Genomic DNA, 14,452 nt, shown 5'->3' with positions numbered 1-14,452 from the left:
GTCGCGTCAACGCGGTGCCAGACGGATGGCACCGTCCAGGCGGATCACCTCGCCGTTGAGCATGTCGTTCTCGATGATGTGCTTGGCCAGCTTGGCGTAGTCGGTCGGGGTGCCCAGGCGGCTGGGGAAGGGCACGCTGGCGGCCAGCGCGTCCTGCACCTCCTGCGGCATGCCGAACAGCATGGGCGTACCGAAGATGCCGGGTGCGATCGTCATGTTGCGGATGCCGTTGCGCGCCAGGTCCCGAGCGATCGGCAGGGTCATGCCCACCACACCACCCTTGGACGCCGCATACGCCGCCTGGCCGATCTGGCCATCGTAGGCCGCAACGCTGGCGGTGGAGATCATCACACCGCGCTCGCCCGTGGCCTCGGGCTCGTTCTTGCACATGGCATCGGCCGCCAGACGGATCATGTTGAAGCTGCCCACCAGGTTGACCATGATGGTCTTGGTGTACACCGCCAGCGAATGGGCGCCGTTCTTGCCCACCGTCTTTTCGGCCGGTGCAATGCCGGCGCAGTTGACCAGACCCATGAGCTTGCCCATGGACACGGCCTTGGCCACCACGGCCTGGCCATCGGCTTCGTTGCTGACGTCGCATTTGACGAAGGCGCCGCCGATCTCCCTGGCCACGGCTTCGCCTTTCTCGACCTGCATGTCGGCAATGACGACCTTGCCGCCATTGGCGGCCAGCATGCGGGCCGTACCTTCGCCCAGGCCCGACGCGCCGCCGGTGACGATAAAGACCTTGCCTGCGATTTCCATGATGTGCTCCTCGTTGGGGTGGGATGGATGATCAAGTTGACGTTGACGTAAACGTCAATTATCGCCCACAAAAAAGCCCGCGAAAAGCGGGCTGTCAGGAGATCACTTGTACCCGACGCGGTCCAGCATCTGCTGCACCTTGGTCATGTGGCGGGCCACGGAACCCAGCGGAATGGTCTCCGCCTTGAAGTTCTCGCCCCCCATGGCCTTGAGGGCCGGGTTGTCGATCTTCACCCCCTTGGCGGCAGCGAACTCGTTGTTGCCGTTGGCAAAATACTCTTGGGCGAAGGGGCTGGCCAGGTATTCCATGAAGACGATCGCGTTGTCACGGTTCTTGGCATGCTTGGCCACGGCGGCGCCGGCAATGTTCACATGCGTACCGCTGGTGCCCTGGTTGGGGAACACCACCTTGATCTTCTCGACCACGGCGCGGTCCTCGGCCTTGGTCGACTTCATCAGGCGGGCCAGGTAGTAGGTGTTGGTGATGGCCACGCCGCACTCACCGGAGGCCACGGCCTTGATCTGGTCGGTGTCGCCGCCCTTGGGTGCGCGGGCCATGTTGTCCACCATGCCCTTGAGCCAGGCTTCGCCCTTCTGGTCGCCCAACCGTTCGACCACCGTGGCAAACAGCGACAGGTTGTACGGATGCGATCCCGAACGGGTGCAGAGCAGGCCCTTGAGCTTGGGGTCAGCCAGTTGCTCATAGGTGGCCACATCGGCGGCCTTCACGCGAAGCGGGTCATAGACGACGACACGGGCCCGGGTGGAGAAGCCGGTCCAGGTCACACCGTCGGCCGTGGCGTCGGCGCGCAGGTTGGAGGGAATGGCGGCATCGAGCTTGGCCGACTTGATCGGCTGGAACAGGCCCTGGCTGTCGGCGCTGGCCATGCGGGCGGCGTCCACCAGCAGCACCACGTCGGCAGGCGAGGCAGCACCTTCAGCCTTCAGTCGGGCAATGATGCCGGCATCGTCGGCGTCCACCCGGTTGATCTTGATGCCGGTGGTCTTGGTGAAGTTGTCGTACATGGCCTCGTCGGTCTGGTAGTGACGGGCCGAGTAGAGGTTGAGCACCTTGTCCTGTGCCTGTGCGGCCAGGGCTGCCGCGGCGGCGGCCAGAACGATCGGGAGCTTGGCAAGGAATCGCATGCGAGTTGTTTCCGTGGAAAAGGGTCGGTCAGGCTGTCTCGCAAAGACAGTCAACGCGTATCGTAACATTAATGCGAATGGTTATTGATAAAAACCACACGACAGACGAAAAAAAGCCCCGGCTTGCGACCGGGGCTCTAAGGGGTCCGATGAAATCCGATTTCGAAAAGGACCCGAGGAGACAACCAGAAAAACGGCTGGGGTTGCCAGCACCGCCTCTCAAGGTCTGATGCCAGTATGCCCCTGATCGCTTCCCGAGCCCTTGACCTTGGTCAAGAAGCGGCGAAAGAAGCGACGCCGTGTCAATCAGCGCTTCTTGGTGGTCGTGGCCTTGGCGGCGTTCACGGCCTGGCTGGTGACGGCATTGAAGTTGGCTTCGGCCATTTCAGAGGCCTGCTTGACGGCCTTCTGAACGGACTCCATGGCGTTGTTGGCGGCGGACACGGCGCTCTTCATCACGGCCACGGCGGTCTCGGAACCGGCGGGAGCGTTCTTGGCGGCATTGTCGACCACGGCCATGAACTTCTTCTGGGCGTCGGCGGCCTGGGCTTCAGCGGCCTTGCCGAACTCGGCCCCGGTGCCCGAAGCGATGTCGTACAGGTGGCGGCTGTAAGCCACGGTCTTTTCGGCCAGGGGCTGCATCAGGCTGGCTTGCAGGGTCAGCAGTTCCTGGGCGTCCTTGACGGACATCATGGCCTGGGTGTTGTTGGCGGCTTCGGCCATGGCGGCCTTGGTGGCCTGGATGTTCAGCTCGACGAGCTTCTCGACGCCTTCAAAGGCCTTCTGGGTCAGGCCGAAGAGGGTTTCGAGGTTGGATTTCTGGGCGGCGACGATTTGTTCAGCGGTCAACATGTTCATACTCCTTGATGGTTGATCTGGGGGGTAGTTGAAGCCTGCGTGGAACACCGCGCTGTCTGGACGCTGTTCTTGTCGTTCGCTTTGCTGCGCTGCAACATGACTCGAATTATAGGCATCCGACCGTTGGATGCAAGGCTTTTTTGTTGCGGTGCAGCAAATTAGTGTCCATCGCCTAGAACCGGGGTCGGCTGGTCGGTCTTGGCGGCGCAGCCACAATCGGGCGTCTGTCTTGTCAGCCCTCTGCCGTGCACGTTTACTACGCCGACCATTTCGTCCTGCCCTTGCCCCAGGGGCATCGCTTCCCCATGGCCAAGTACGGTCTGCTGCGGCAGCGCCTGGACGGCCTGCCGGGTGTCAGCCTGGCCGAGGCACTGCCCGCAACCGATGGCGAACTGGCGCTGGCACACACGCCGGCTTACATCGCAGCGGTTCGCAACGGGACGCTCAGTGCGGCGGCCCAGCGCGAGATCGGATTTCCCTGGAGTCCGGCCATGGCCGAGCGGGCGCGGCGATCGGTCGGCGCGACTGTCCAGGCCTGTCGCATCGCGATGGCCGGGGATGGCCTGGCCGCCAACATTGCCGGGGGCACCCACCATGCCTATGCCGACAAGGGCAGCGGGTTCTGCGTCTTCAACGACTCGGCGGTCGCTGCCCGGCTGATGCAGGCCGAACATGCCCGGCGCCAGCGCCCAGCTGGCGTGCTGCGGGTGGCGATCATCGATCTGGATGTCCACCAGGGCAACGGCACCGCGAGCATCTTTGCGCGTGATGAGTCGGTTTTCACGCTGTCCCTGCACGGTGCGCGCAACTTCCCGTTCCGCAAGGAGCCGAGCGACCTGGACGTGGAGTTGCCCGATGGTTGTGCCGACGCCGAGTACCTCGAAGCGCTCGAACAGGCATTGAATGAGCTGGAACGCCGGTTTGACCCGGGCCTGATCATCTACCTGGCGGGCGCCGATCCGCATGAGGGTGACCGCCTGGGTCGACTGAAGATCAGCTACGACGGGCTGGAGGCCCGTGACCGTCGTGTGATGGACTGGGCCTGGCAGCGACGCGTTCCGTTGGCATTTTCGATGGCGGGCGGATACGGCACCGACATCGAAACCACCCTGACGGTGCAGACGAACACCTATCGCGTGGCGCTGGACTACCACGCCCGCTGGCAACGCTCGCGAACGTGACAGGGGGTGGCGTGTGCCACAGGCAGAATCGCGACCATGAACGCTGCCTCTCCCGTCCGCCCGCAAGCCCGCCCCCGCGACCATTACCGCGTGTTTCGTCCCATCGGCACGCGCTGGATGGACAACGATGTCTACGGGCACGTCAACAACGTCGTCTACTACAGCTGGTTCGACACGGCGGTCAATGCCTGGCTGATCGAGCAGGGCGCGCTGGACATCCACGCCGGTGAGGTCATCGGTCTGGTCATCGAGACCCAGTGCAACTACTTCGCGCCCCTGGCGTTTCCCCAGACCATCGAGGCCGGCCTGCGCGTGGCGCATCTGGGTTCGTCCAGTGTGCGTTACGAGGTTGGCCTGTTCGCCCAGGGCGAGCCGCTGACGGCCGCCTGCGGACACTTCATCCATGTGTACGTGGACCGCCAGACGCGGCGTCCGGTGCCCTTGCCCCCCAGCCTGAAGACCGTCCTGCAGACCGCGCTGTGACACGGGCGGTTGCGCCAGACGGCGCTGACATAATTGACGTTTACGTCAACGTAAATCCAGGAGACAACACATGAGCCAGAACCCGACGGCGCCAGCCGTGACCGACGCCGCCAGCGTGGATGCCGCCATCACCAGCCGGATGTCCGCCCGGGCCTTTCTGCCCACGGCGATTTCCCGCGAAACGATCGAGCACATCCTGACGGTGGCCAGCCGGGCCCCGTCGGGCACCAATACCCAGCCGTGGAAGGTGTACGTGCTGCAGGGCGCCAGCCGTGACAGCCTGGTGGACAAGTGCTGTGCGGCGCATGACGCCCTCAGGGCCGATCCCTCGCTGGCCGAACAGTATCGCGAGGAATACGACTACTACCCCCCGCAGTGGGTCAGTCCGTACATCGACCGCCGCCGCGAGAACGGCTGGGGCCTGTACGGCCTGCTGGGCATCGGCAAGGGCGACAAGGACCGGATGCACCTGCAGCACCAACGCAATTTCCGTTTTTTTGACGCGCCGGTGGGGCTGATGTTCACCATCGACCGGGTCCTTGGCCGAGGCTCGCTGGTGGACTACGGCATGTTCCTGCAGAACATCATGGTCGCGGCGCGCGCGCAGGGACTGCACACCTGCCCGCAGGCCGCGTGGAACGGCTTTGCGCGCATCATCCTGCCGCACATCGGGGCAGGTGAGGGCGAGATGCTGGTGTGCGGCATGGCCCTGGGCCATGCCGATCCGGACGACAAGGTCAACGGATTCCACACCCCGCGCGAGCCAGTGTCTTCGTTCACCCGCTGGCTGGACTGAGGTCGTCGTTCAGTAGGGGTCCGGCACAAACCGGCCCTCTCCCGGGAACGGGTCGGGCCGGTGCCAGCGGCGCGGCCGGATGATGCCCATGGCCACCAGCTTGTCATGGCTGTCGTACCGGATGCTGACCACCTCGTCCGGCTGGTCGCTTAGCCGCTCGAATTCGGTTCGTCTGGCCCGATCGAACTCGCGCTCACCGTGGCCGGTGCCCACCGATGGCGCCGCCGCAGAAGGGCCGGAGCGTCGGCTGGAATAGGGGGTGACCCGGTCGGGGTCCTGCCATTCGGGCGCGGGCCACTCTGGCGTCACCACCACCGGCCGTTCACGAAAAACCGCCACCCCGATCACGCCGACATCGTCCGGTCGACCCGTGCGTGCCGCGTAGGACCGGCTGATGCGGGTGAAGTGAAAGGCCGCAATCTCACGTTCGGACTTTCGCCACCCGGCGATTTCGGTCCGGTCCCAGGGGCGCACCACATAGCCGGCCTGATCCGTGGCGGCGGTCTCGCCGCTGATCACATTGATGCCATCGACCGACACAACCCCCAGCAGTCGTTCCGGTGTCCGGTTCCGCAGTTCGATGGCATATCGAACACCCGGCTCGCCCGCGATCCAGCGTTGACCACGGTGCTCGTAGACCGGGATCTCACGGCCGCGCTGGCGGTCGATCACCCGCAGATCCATCCATCCCCGGTCGGCGGCCTGCACGGGCAGGGTGGTCAGCACCGGTGCGGCGGCCAGCAGGCCGATGAGGTGGCGGCGATTGAGCTTGGGAGACGCGTTCATGAGGCACCTTGAAGGGCAGTGGATGATGGAAAGCATTGGGCATGGCCAGCGTATCCGGCCCTTGGGGTGGGCTGCAACGGCCTGTAAAAAGATGCATGCCCGCTTTACCGCCGTGGCATCGGGCGATCTCTGCTACAAACCCGGCAAGGGTGCCACCCGGTGCCCTCAAGGATGCCCAATGACTGTGTTTCGCCGTGTTGAACTCTTCACCGACCCCGAAGGCCTGGCGCGCTTTCGGGAAGACGACCTCGCGCTGGATGAAGGCTCGCCAGCGGCGCGGTTGTCCAGCCTCATGCCTGTCTCTGGGCTGCAACTGCGCCAGAGCCCGGTCGGATTCCGCAGTGAGTTCCACTGCACAGGTGCCCCGCAGTGGCTGTTCGTCCTGCGCGGCTGCATGGAAATCGGGCTGCGGGATGGCACCACCCGTCGCTTCGGCCCAGGCGAGCACTTCTTCTCCAACGACACGTTGCCGCCGGGGGCCACGTTTGACCCGGCGGTGCACGGCCACTGCAGTCGGCAGGTCGGTGACGAACCGCTGGTGACCGCCTTTGTGCGTGTCTGAGGCGATCAGCCGATGGCGGTTGCTGCATCAGGCAGCTTCACCCGCAGAAGGGCGCGGACGAAGCCATGGTCGCTGCGGGCGCGGCTGCGCCCCTCGTGCAGGTGGTCATTGAAGACCTCCACACGCACCACATCCCCGATGGCTCGCGGGTTGTCGGCCACAAACTCCTCGCTGACCAGCACCTGATCGAGCACTTCCGGGTAGCCCTGATGGATGTGCGAATAGGCCACGTCACGTCGCAGCGCTGCACCGGCCTGCACATCCCAGGCATTGAACAGGGCCGCATCACGGGCGCCCTTGTCATAGGCCGTCTGCGAGGTGGCGGCGATCAGCTGGGTGGTCACGCTGTGCGGACTGTCGTTGAGGTCGCCCATCAGCACCAGCGGCAGCCGGGTGCGGTGCAGCAGTTCGACCACCTTCAGCCGCAGGGCCAGGGCTTCGGCGGCACGCATCATCAGCGATCGCAGCGAGGCGACCGCCTGCACGGTCGGATCGTCCGGATCTTCCAGCGGTTCCCCTTGCTGGTCCTGCAGGAACTTGGGTCGCTTGGACTTGAGGTGCGCGGTGATCACGCAGACCGGCTGGCCATGTTTCATGCGCAGCCGTGCCATCAGCGGCGGACGCTCGAAGGCGCGATGCGGCCCCAGGCCCGGCACATCGAGCACCGCTGCCGCAGGGAAGTCCTGCCAGGACTCCACCGCATCGACCTTCAGCCGCGTGACCAGGCCAACCCTGGGCGTGCCCTGCGCGCCGTGTTCGTCTGGGCCGTTCCCAGCTCCTGGCACCATGACCGATCCGTACTGCAGGCCGCTGCGGGCGATGGCGACGCGCAGGGCCACCTCGTCCCAGACCTCCTGAACCGCCAGGACGTCGGCGTTGAGGGTGCGAAAACGATCACCCAGCCAGTCGGCCTTGCGCGTGAACTCATCCTGGCTGTAGGCGGACTGGTTCGCATAGAAGGCTCGGCCAGGCTGGGCCAGGTTGAGCAGATTGCAGGTGGCCACGGTCAGGGTGGCCCAACGTGACAAAGCCCCGGAACCACCGTTGCCGGTGGTCGTCGGGGCTTGATCTTCAGGACTCGTGCGCTCGGTGTTCATGAGCGCACTGTAACCACCCCTTCAGGGGTGGCACGGATCAGCGGATTCGTCCGTAACTGGTGCGCAGCGGATCGGCGCCACCGCCGCCGCGTTGCTTGTCGCCGCCCTTGTTCTTGTGACGGTTGCCGGTGCGCATGGCGTCGATGCTGGTGCGCAGCGGATCCGGCTGACCACCGGGGGCGGCAGAGCGCGGACGTGGCTCGCGGATGCGCAGCTGTCCCAGGTGGGCGTTCGGGCCGGGCTGACGCTCGGGCCGATCACCTTCGCCGTCCCAAGCCCTTTCCGGGCGGGGGCCGCGTTCCTGACGCGGCGGACGGTCATTGCGGGGTGCCTGGGCCTGCTGTCCCTGGCCTTGACCCTGCCCCTGGCCGCGACCACCGCGGCGGCGTCGCGAGCGACCGGTGCCATCGCCTCGTGGCCCTTGCTGGGACCGGCCGGCTTCACCTTCGCCCTGTGACGGGTTGCCTTCGCCATCGCTGCCGGCGGCGCTCTGCGGACGCGGGCTACGGGCTTTGGGCTGGCCTTCGGCGGCCTTTTTCTCGCGGATGCGCTGCATCATCTCCTGACGGGCCGCCTTGGCGGCGGCGGCCATCACCTCGCGGCTGGGCGGCTTGCCGGCGCCGCCCCACAGGGTCTGGCGACCCATGGCGATGGGTTCGGCAATCTCGCCGGGTTCAGGCATGAACTCCTGGAAGATCTCCACAGGAATCTGCTGCTTGGTGAAGCGCTCGATCTCCATCATGAAGCCTTCCTCGTCCAGGCAGACGAGGTTGACCGCCTGACCTTCGCGGCCTGCCCGGCCGGTGCGGCCGATGCGGTGAACGTAGTCTTCCGGGATATTGGGAATTTCGTAGTTGACGACGTGCGGCAGGTCATCGATGTCGATGCCTCGGGCAGCGATGTCGGTGGCGACCAGGGCCCGGATTTCGCCGCTCTTGAAACCGGCCAGTGCCTGGGTGCGTGCACCCTGGCTCTTGTTGCCGTGCAGGGCCATGGCCTTCACGCCGTTCTTGGTGAGGTAGTCGGCCACGTTGTTGGCACCGAACTTGGTGCGCGTGAACACCAGCACCTGGCTCCAGTTGTGCTGCTGGATGATGTGGACCAGCAGCGCCTTCTTCTTGTTGCGGCCCACCGGGTGGATGACCTGGGTGATGCGCTGGACCGTGGTGTTCGGCGGCGTGACCTGGATGTGCTGCGGGTCATGCAGCAGACCGCCCGCCAGGTCGCGGATCTCGTCGCTGAAGGTGGCCGAGAACAGCAGGCTCTGCTTGGCCTTGGGTAGCAGGGCCAGCACCTTCTTGACGTCGTGGATGAAGCCCATGTCCAGCATGCGGTCGGCTTCGTCCAGCACCAGCACCTGCACGGTGGACAGGTCCAGATGGCCCTGCTGGTGCAGGTCGAGCAGGCGTCCGGGGGTGGCGACCAGGATGTCGACGCCCTTCTTCATGGCGTTGATCTGGGGGTTCATGCCCACGCCACCGAAGATGACCGCAGAGGTCAGCGGCAGGTGCTTGCCGTACGTGCGCACCGACTCCTCGACCTGGGCCGCCAGTTCGCGCGTGGGGGTGAGCACCAGGGCACGAATGCCGATGCCACCGAACTGGCTGCGGGCCCGATCGGCCTGCGAGAGTCGCTGCAGCAGGGGCAGCGTGAAAGCCGCGGTCTTGCCGGTGCCGGTCTGTGCGCCTGCCAGCAGGTCGCGTCCGGCGAGCACGGCCGGGATGGCCTCGACCTGGATGGGGGTGGGGGTCTCGTAGCCCTGTTCGCGCACCGCTTGCACGATGGCCGGGGCCAGGTTCAGTTCGTCAAAGTTCATTGGCAGTAGGGGCGCCCGTCCAGGGCGCTGGGGGCATCGGCCACTCCCGATGGCGGGTTGCCAAAGGGCCAGAACGGGCTGATGGATACAGGAATGGGCGCCACCTGGGTTTGGGTGTTCGCCCCGGCGTGATCGCCGGTGCCGGGCCGACTGGAGTGCCCGAACAGGGCGTATTGTCGCACGGCTTGCAGCCTGTCTGCTCAGCGCACCCGTTCAACGCCTGCCGAACCCTTTCGGAGGTGTCCGAATCCATAATGCTTTCTTAGTCAATCCCAGCGCCATCGACCATGCATGCCCCCCAGCTGATCCGTTCCGGCATTGCCAACGACACGGGCAAGCTGCGTCCGACCCTGCAGCACACGCTGGAGGCGGCGCTGTCGATTTCGGACGCCATGATCGACGAGTTGCTGGAGGCGCTGGCGCCGGCCTGCGATCTCTCCAGGCCGTCGGGTCTGCCCATGGGGCTGGAACTGGTGGATGTGGTCACGGTCGAACGCCTGATGGGCGACGCCGACGCGCTCAAGCGCGACTGGAACCATCACCTGCGACAGATGATGTACCACGGGCAGGGGGACGAGGCGCTGGCCCAACCGGCCATGCGTTTCGATGACCTTCGGCTGCTGGATGACCGGCACATCAACGCGAGCATCGAGTTTGCGACGGCCGAGCAGGGGCTGCTCAGGCCCACGGCCGAACTGCTCCCACGATTGAACGCGCTCGTGAGCAACCTCATGGGGTGGCTGACGGTGCAGCCCGATCTCAATCCGCTGAGGCCCCGCACCTACGCGGTGGCGCTGCGGTCCCTGATGGTGCAGCATGTGCCCGATCCCCAGCAGCGCAGCGTGCTGTTCGTGCCGGTGGCCAACATCCTAGGAGAGAGCCTTCGACAGGTCTACCGTGAACTGATCCAGTGGTTGCAGGCCCACGGGGTGGAGCCCCTGCTGCCCCCGAGTGCCAGGCAAACCCCGGACCAGCCACCCAGCCAGGCCGTCGGACGCACGCTGCTGACGCTCGGCCGCCTGCGTCAGTTGCTGGCGGGTGAGCTCAATGCCCCGGCCGACGGCGGGCCCATGTTCCTGCACACGGTGCCGGCGTCCATGAGCGCGCTGGAAGACATGGACATGATCGAGCCGCTGCTGCAGCGCCTGCGCAAGCGGCCGGCCACCGAGGCTGGCGGTGCAGACCCCGCCATGCCCGAGCTGCCGGTGGTCAGCGGCCAGCACCTGGGGCGACTGCTCGGCCAGGAGGTGGTGCGGCTGATGCTGGAGAACCTTACCCAGGACGAGCGGCTGCTGCCTGCCATCCGGCGTGAACTGGGCCTGCTGGAGCCTTCGCTGATCCGCCTGTCGCAGGCCGAGCCCCGGTTCTTCAGTGACCGGCTGCATCCCGCCCGCCAGCTGCTGGAAGTCATTGCCCAGCGCGGGCTGGGCTACCAGAGCAACCGGGATGACGGCTTCGAGGACTTCATCCGGTCGGTCGGCGCAGCGGTTCGCGCCATCGACCAGGTGGAGGTGTCGGACGAGATGTTCGCCCGGCTGCTCAAGCGCCTGCGACAGCGTTGGGAGCAGGACGATGCCCGCAAGCTGCAACGCCAGGCCGATGCGGCCCGGGCCCTGCTGCATGCCGAGCAGCGGCAGACTCTGGCAGAGCGACTCGCTACCGAGTACCGCCAGCGCCTCCAGGACAAGGAGGTGCCGGAGTTCGTTCAGCGCTTTCTCACCGGTCCGTGGGCACATGCCGTGGCCGAGAGCCAGTTGGTGCCCACCCAGGGCACGGATTCGCTGGATGGTGTGGCCGATGAGCTGATCTGGAGCGCGCAGGCCGGGCTGATCCGGCGGGACGCCGATCGTCTGGGTCGCCTCGTGCCGAGACTGCTGGAGCAAATCCGGCAGGGTCTGCTGCGCATCGGCTACCCGGCCGAGCTGACCGGACAGTTCATGGACGAGCTGGTGCGGTTGCACGAGAAGGCCTTTGACATACCGGTGCTGACCGAGGTGCCCGCGCCCGCACCCCAGGTGGATCGGACCGACATGGTGACCACTGTGACCCCCCCCGATGCGTCTGCGGTTGATGCACCGGGGGCTGAACAGGAGCCGCTGAGTGAACCGTTGGACGACACCTTCTGGATGGCCGGTCAGGAGGCGGACGAGGCTGGTTTCCTGGACGCGGTCTCGGGTCCCATGCCGCTGGAGCCGCTGGTGCCGATCGATCTGGCCACGGGCGCCTGGGTCGACCTGCACGTGCAAGGCGAATGGATCCGTGCGCAACTGACCTGGACCAGTCCCCGCGGCGGGTTGTACATGTTCGTCTCATCCAGGGGGACGGCCCATTCCATGACCCGCCGAACGATGGAAAGGCTGCGCAACAAGGATGCGCTGCGTGTCGTTTCACGCGGTGGCATGGTCGACGGTGCGCTGGATGCCGTGGCCCAGGAAGCGCTGCGCAATACACAGGCATCTTCCTGAGATCACCCGCTTTCGGACGGTCATTCCTTTGATTGGCCCATCCCGGCGATAATCGAGGTTTTGGCGCCGGCCAGCCCCTCTTGCGAGGCAGTCCCGGTCAGCCCGGCGGACCAGCTGTTCCGCCCATTCCCCACCCCTTGCGAACTGCCATGGCCCAATACGTCTTTTCCATGAACCGCGTCTCCAAGACCGTGCCGCCCAAGCGGCAGATCTTGAAAGACATTTCCCTGTCCTTCTTCCCCGGCGCCAAGATCGGCGTGCTCGGCCTCAACGGTTCGGGCAAGTCCACCCTGCTCAAGATCATGGCGGGTGTCGACAAGGAGATCGAGGGTGAAGCCATCCCGATGCCCGGCATCCAGATCGGCTACCTGCCCCAGGAGCCGCAGCTGGATCCCGAGCAGACCGTTCGCCAGGCGGTGGAAGAGGGCATCGGCGGTGCGCTCAAGGCCAAGGCCCGCCTCGAAGAGGTGTACGCCGCCTACGCCGAGCCCGACGCCGATTTCGACGCCCTGGCCGCCGAGCAGGCTGAGCTGGAAGCCATCATCGCCGCCAGCGGGTCTGAAAACTCCGACCTGCAGCTGGAACTGGCGGCCGACGCGCTGAACCTGCCGCCCTGGGATGCCGTCATCAAGAACCTGTCCGGTGGCGAGAAGCGCCGCGTGGCCCTGTGCCGCCTGCTGCTGTCCAAGCCCGACATGCTGCTGCTGGACGAGCCGACCAACCACCTGGACGCCGAATCCGTGCACTGGCTGGAGCAGTTCCTGCAGCGCTTCCCCGGCACCGTGGTGGCCATCACCCACGACCGCTACTTCCTGGACAACGCCGCCGAGTGGATTCTCGAACTCGACCGCGGTCATGGCATTCCCTGGAAGGGCAACTACTCCGAGTGGCTGGACCAGAAGGGCAAGCGCTTGGACCAGGAACAGAAGGCCGAGGATGCCCACCGGAAGGCCATGAAGGAAGAACTGGAGTGGGTGCGCAAGAACGCCAAGGGCCGTCAGGCCAAGAGCAAGGCCCGCCTGGCCCGTTTCGAGGAGCTGAGCGACGTCGAATACCAGAAGCGCAACGAGACCAACGAGATCTTCATTCCCGTGGCCGAGCGCCTGGGTGCCCAGGTCATCGAGTTCAACGGCGTGACCAAGTCCTTCGGCGACCGCGTGCTGATCGACAACCTGAGTTTCAAGCTGCCGGCCGGTGCCATCGTGGGCATCATCGGTCCCAACGGGGCCGGCAAGTCGACGCTGTTCCGCATGATCCAGGGTGTGGAGAAACCCGATGCGGGCGAGATCGTCATCGGCAAGACCGCCAAGCTGGCCTTCGTCGACCAGAGCCGCGAGAGCCTGGAAGGCGACAAGACCGTGTGGGAAGACGTCTCGGGCGGTCTCGACAACATCACCGTGGGCAAGTTCGTCATGCCCAGCCGTGCCTACCTTGGCCGCTTCAACTTCAAGGGCAACGACCAGCAGAAGCTGGTCAAGAATCTGTCGGGCGGTGAGCGTGGCCGCCTGCACCTGGCCAAGACCCTGGCCCAGGGCGGCAACGTGCTGATGCTTGACGAACCCTCGAACGACCTCGACGTCGAAACCCTGCGTGCGCTGGAAGAAGCGCTGCTGGAGTTCGCCGGCTCGGCCATGGTGATCTCGCACGACCGCTGGTTCCTCGACCGCATCTGCACCCACATCCTGGCCTACGAGGGCGACAGCCAGTGGTACTTCTACGACGGCAACTTCACCGAGTACGAGGAAGACAAGAAGAAGCGCCTGGGCGAAGAGGGTGCACGACCGAAGCGTGCGCGCTTCAAATCCTTGAAGTAAGACGCCCCCCGCGCCGCGCCCTGCGGCGCGTCACCCCCCACTGGGGGGCAGTGCCTGCGGCCCGGCGAAGCCGGTTCCGCGGCACTCTGGACCAAGACATTTCGCTCCGGAGGCCCTGATGGAACTCACCGATCAACAAGTGCTTGACGACACCCGCCGCTGGATCGAGAAGGCGGTGATCGGGTTGAACCTGTGTCCGTTCGCGCGTTCGGTGTACGTCAAGAACCAGGTGCGCATCGTGGTGAGCAGGGCGCGGCATGTCGATGCGTTTCTGGACGAGCTGGATCGCGAGCTGGATCTGCTGGCCAACACGCCGGCCGAAGAAATCGACACTACGCTGCTGGTGCATCCAGCACTTTTTCCCGATTTCTTCGTGTTCAACGACTTCCTGAACGTGGTCGACGAAGTGGTGGCCGAGCACGATCTGGAAGGTGTGATCCAGGTGGCCAGCTTCCACCCCGCTTTCCAGTTTGAAGGGGTGGACGCGGATGACATCAGCAACTTCACCAACCGCGCGCCTTATCCGACGCTTCACCTGCTCAGGGAGGACAGTGTCGAGCGGGCCGTCGCCTCTGATGGTGGCAATGCGGACGAGATCGTCGAACGAAACATCCGCACCCTGGAGGCACTGGGACGCCAGGGTTGGGTCGATTTGATGAGCAAGGCCTGAAAAACCTGTTACT

General features: G+C 65.4%; 13 protein-coding genes. 7 read left to right on the top strand and 6 right to left on the bottom strand.

Annotation, left to right across the window (positions count from 1 at the left end; genetic code table 11):
* Positions 1–6: 6 nt before the first annotated feature.
* The 3 genes from ACFQNJ_RS05940 to ACFQNJ_RS05930 form a co-directional block, all read right to left on the bottom strand.
* Entirely contained in the window at positions 7–765 is a 759-nt protein-coding gene (locus tag ACFQNJ_RS05940; protein ID WP_382254892.1) for a 3-hydroxyacyl-CoA dehydrogenase, read from the bottom strand.
* A gap of 102 nt (positions 766–867) precedes the next feature.
* Complete coding sequence (locus ACFQNJ_RS05935) at positions 868–1,911, bottom strand: extracellular solute-binding protein (protein ID WP_382254890.1); 1,044 nt, start codon at positions 1,909–1,911, stop codon at positions 868–870.
* A gap of 306 nt (positions 1,912–2,217) precedes the next feature.
* Positions 2,218–2,763, bottom strand: coding sequence for a phasin family protein (locus ACFQNJ_RS05930; RefSeq protein ID WP_374640611.1), 546 nt, complete (start codon positions 2,761–2,763; stop codon positions 2,218–2,220).
* A gap of 251 nt (positions 2,764–3,014) precedes the next feature.
* Between ACFQNJ_RS05930 and ACFQNJ_RS05925 the strand changes: the two genes are divergently transcribed.
* The 3 genes from ACFQNJ_RS05925 (at position 3,015) to ACFQNJ_RS05915 (ending at position 5,229) form a co-directional block, all read left to right on the top strand.
* Positions 3,015–3,950 carry a histone deacetylase family protein gene (locus tag ACFQNJ_RS05925; protein WP_382254887.1) on the top strand — a complete coding sequence of 312 codons (936 nt, stop codon included), beginning with the start codon at positions 3,015–3,017 and terminating at the stop codon, positions 3,948–3,950.
* A 36-nt stretch (positions 3,951–3,986) separates the two neighbouring features.
* On the top strand, positions 3,987–4,433 hold the full coding sequence (locus tag ACFQNJ_RS05920) for an acyl-CoA thioesterase (RefSeq protein ID WP_374640609.1): 447 nt from the start codon (positions 3,987–3,989) through the stop codon (positions 4,431–4,433).
* A 70-nt stretch (positions 4,434–4,503) separates the two neighbouring features.
* Positions 4,504–5,229 carry a nitroreductase gene (locus ACFQNJ_RS05915; protein WP_382254884.1) on the top strand — a complete coding sequence of 242 codons (726 nt, stop codon included), beginning with the start codon at positions 4,504–4,506 and terminating at the stop codon, positions 5,227–5,229.
* Between the two features lie 9 nt (positions 5,230–5,238).
* On the opposite strand, the gene ACFQNJ_RS05910 is transcribed toward ACFQNJ_RS05915, so the two are convergent.
* A complete protein-coding gene (locus ACFQNJ_RS05910) occupies positions 5,239–6,015 on the bottom strand; it encodes a hypothetical protein (protein WP_382254881.1) in 777 nt (258 codons plus the stop codon).
* A gap of 178 nt (positions 6,016–6,193) precedes the next feature.
* Here ACFQNJ_RS05910 and ACFQNJ_RS05905 point away from each other — a divergent pair, with 178 nt between their 5' ends.
* Positions 6,194–6,577 (top strand): cupin domain-containing protein, encoded by a 384-nt coding sequence (locus tag ACFQNJ_RS05905; protein ID WP_374640606.1) that lies wholly within the window; start codon positions 6,194–6,196, stop codon positions 6,575–6,577.
* 5 nt (positions 6,578–6,582) lie between these two features.
* Here ACFQNJ_RS05905 and ACFQNJ_RS05900 read toward each other — a convergent pair whose 3' ends face one another.
* Both ACFQNJ_RS05900 and ACFQNJ_RS05895 read right to left on the bottom strand, forming a co-directional pair.
* Entirely contained in the window at positions 6,583–7,674 is a 1,092-nt protein-coding gene (locus tag ACFQNJ_RS05900; RefSeq protein ID WP_382254878.1) for an endonuclease/exonuclease/phosphatase family protein, read from the bottom strand.
* A gap of 37 nt (positions 7,675–7,711) precedes the next feature.
* A complete protein-coding gene (locus ACFQNJ_RS05895; RefSeq protein WP_382254876.1) occupies positions 7,712–9,490 on the bottom strand; it encodes a DEAD/DEAH box helicase in 1,779 nt (592 codons plus the stop codon).
* 287 nt (positions 9,491–9,777) lie between these two features.
* On the opposite strand from ACFQNJ_RS05895, the gene ACFQNJ_RS05890 reads away from it, so the two are divergent.
* From ACFQNJ_RS05890 to ACFQNJ_RS05880, 3 genes are all read left to right on the top strand, one after another.
* Positions 9,778–11,955 (top strand): DUF1631 family protein, encoded by a 2,178-nt coding sequence (locus ACFQNJ_RS05890; protein ID WP_382254873.1) that lies wholly within the window; start codon positions 9,778–9,780, stop codon positions 11,953–11,955.
* A gap of 149 nt (positions 11,956–12,104) precedes the next feature.
* Positions 12,105–13,769, top strand: coding sequence for an energy-dependent translational throttle protein EttA (gene ettA, locus ACFQNJ_RS05885; protein ID WP_382254870.1), 1,665 nt, complete (start codon positions 12,105–12,107; stop codon positions 13,767–13,769).
* Positions 13,770–13,887: 118 nt separating this feature from the next.
* On the top strand, positions 13,888–14,439 hold the full coding sequence (locus ACFQNJ_RS05880) for a DUF1415 domain-containing protein (RefSeq protein WP_374640601.1): 552 nt from the start codon (positions 13,888–13,890) through the stop codon (positions 14,437–14,439).
* Positions 14,440–14,452: the final 13 nt, after the last annotated feature.

Source organism: Hydrogenophaga bisanensis (assembly GCF_042665135.1).
Taxonomy (GTDB): domain Bacteria; phylum Pseudomonadota; class Gammaproteobacteria; order Burkholderiales; family Burkholderiaceae_C; genus Hydrogenophaga; species Hydrogenophaga bisanensis.
Note: the sequence above shows the minus strand (reverse complement) of the source record. Positions and strands in the feature narration are given on the sequence as shown.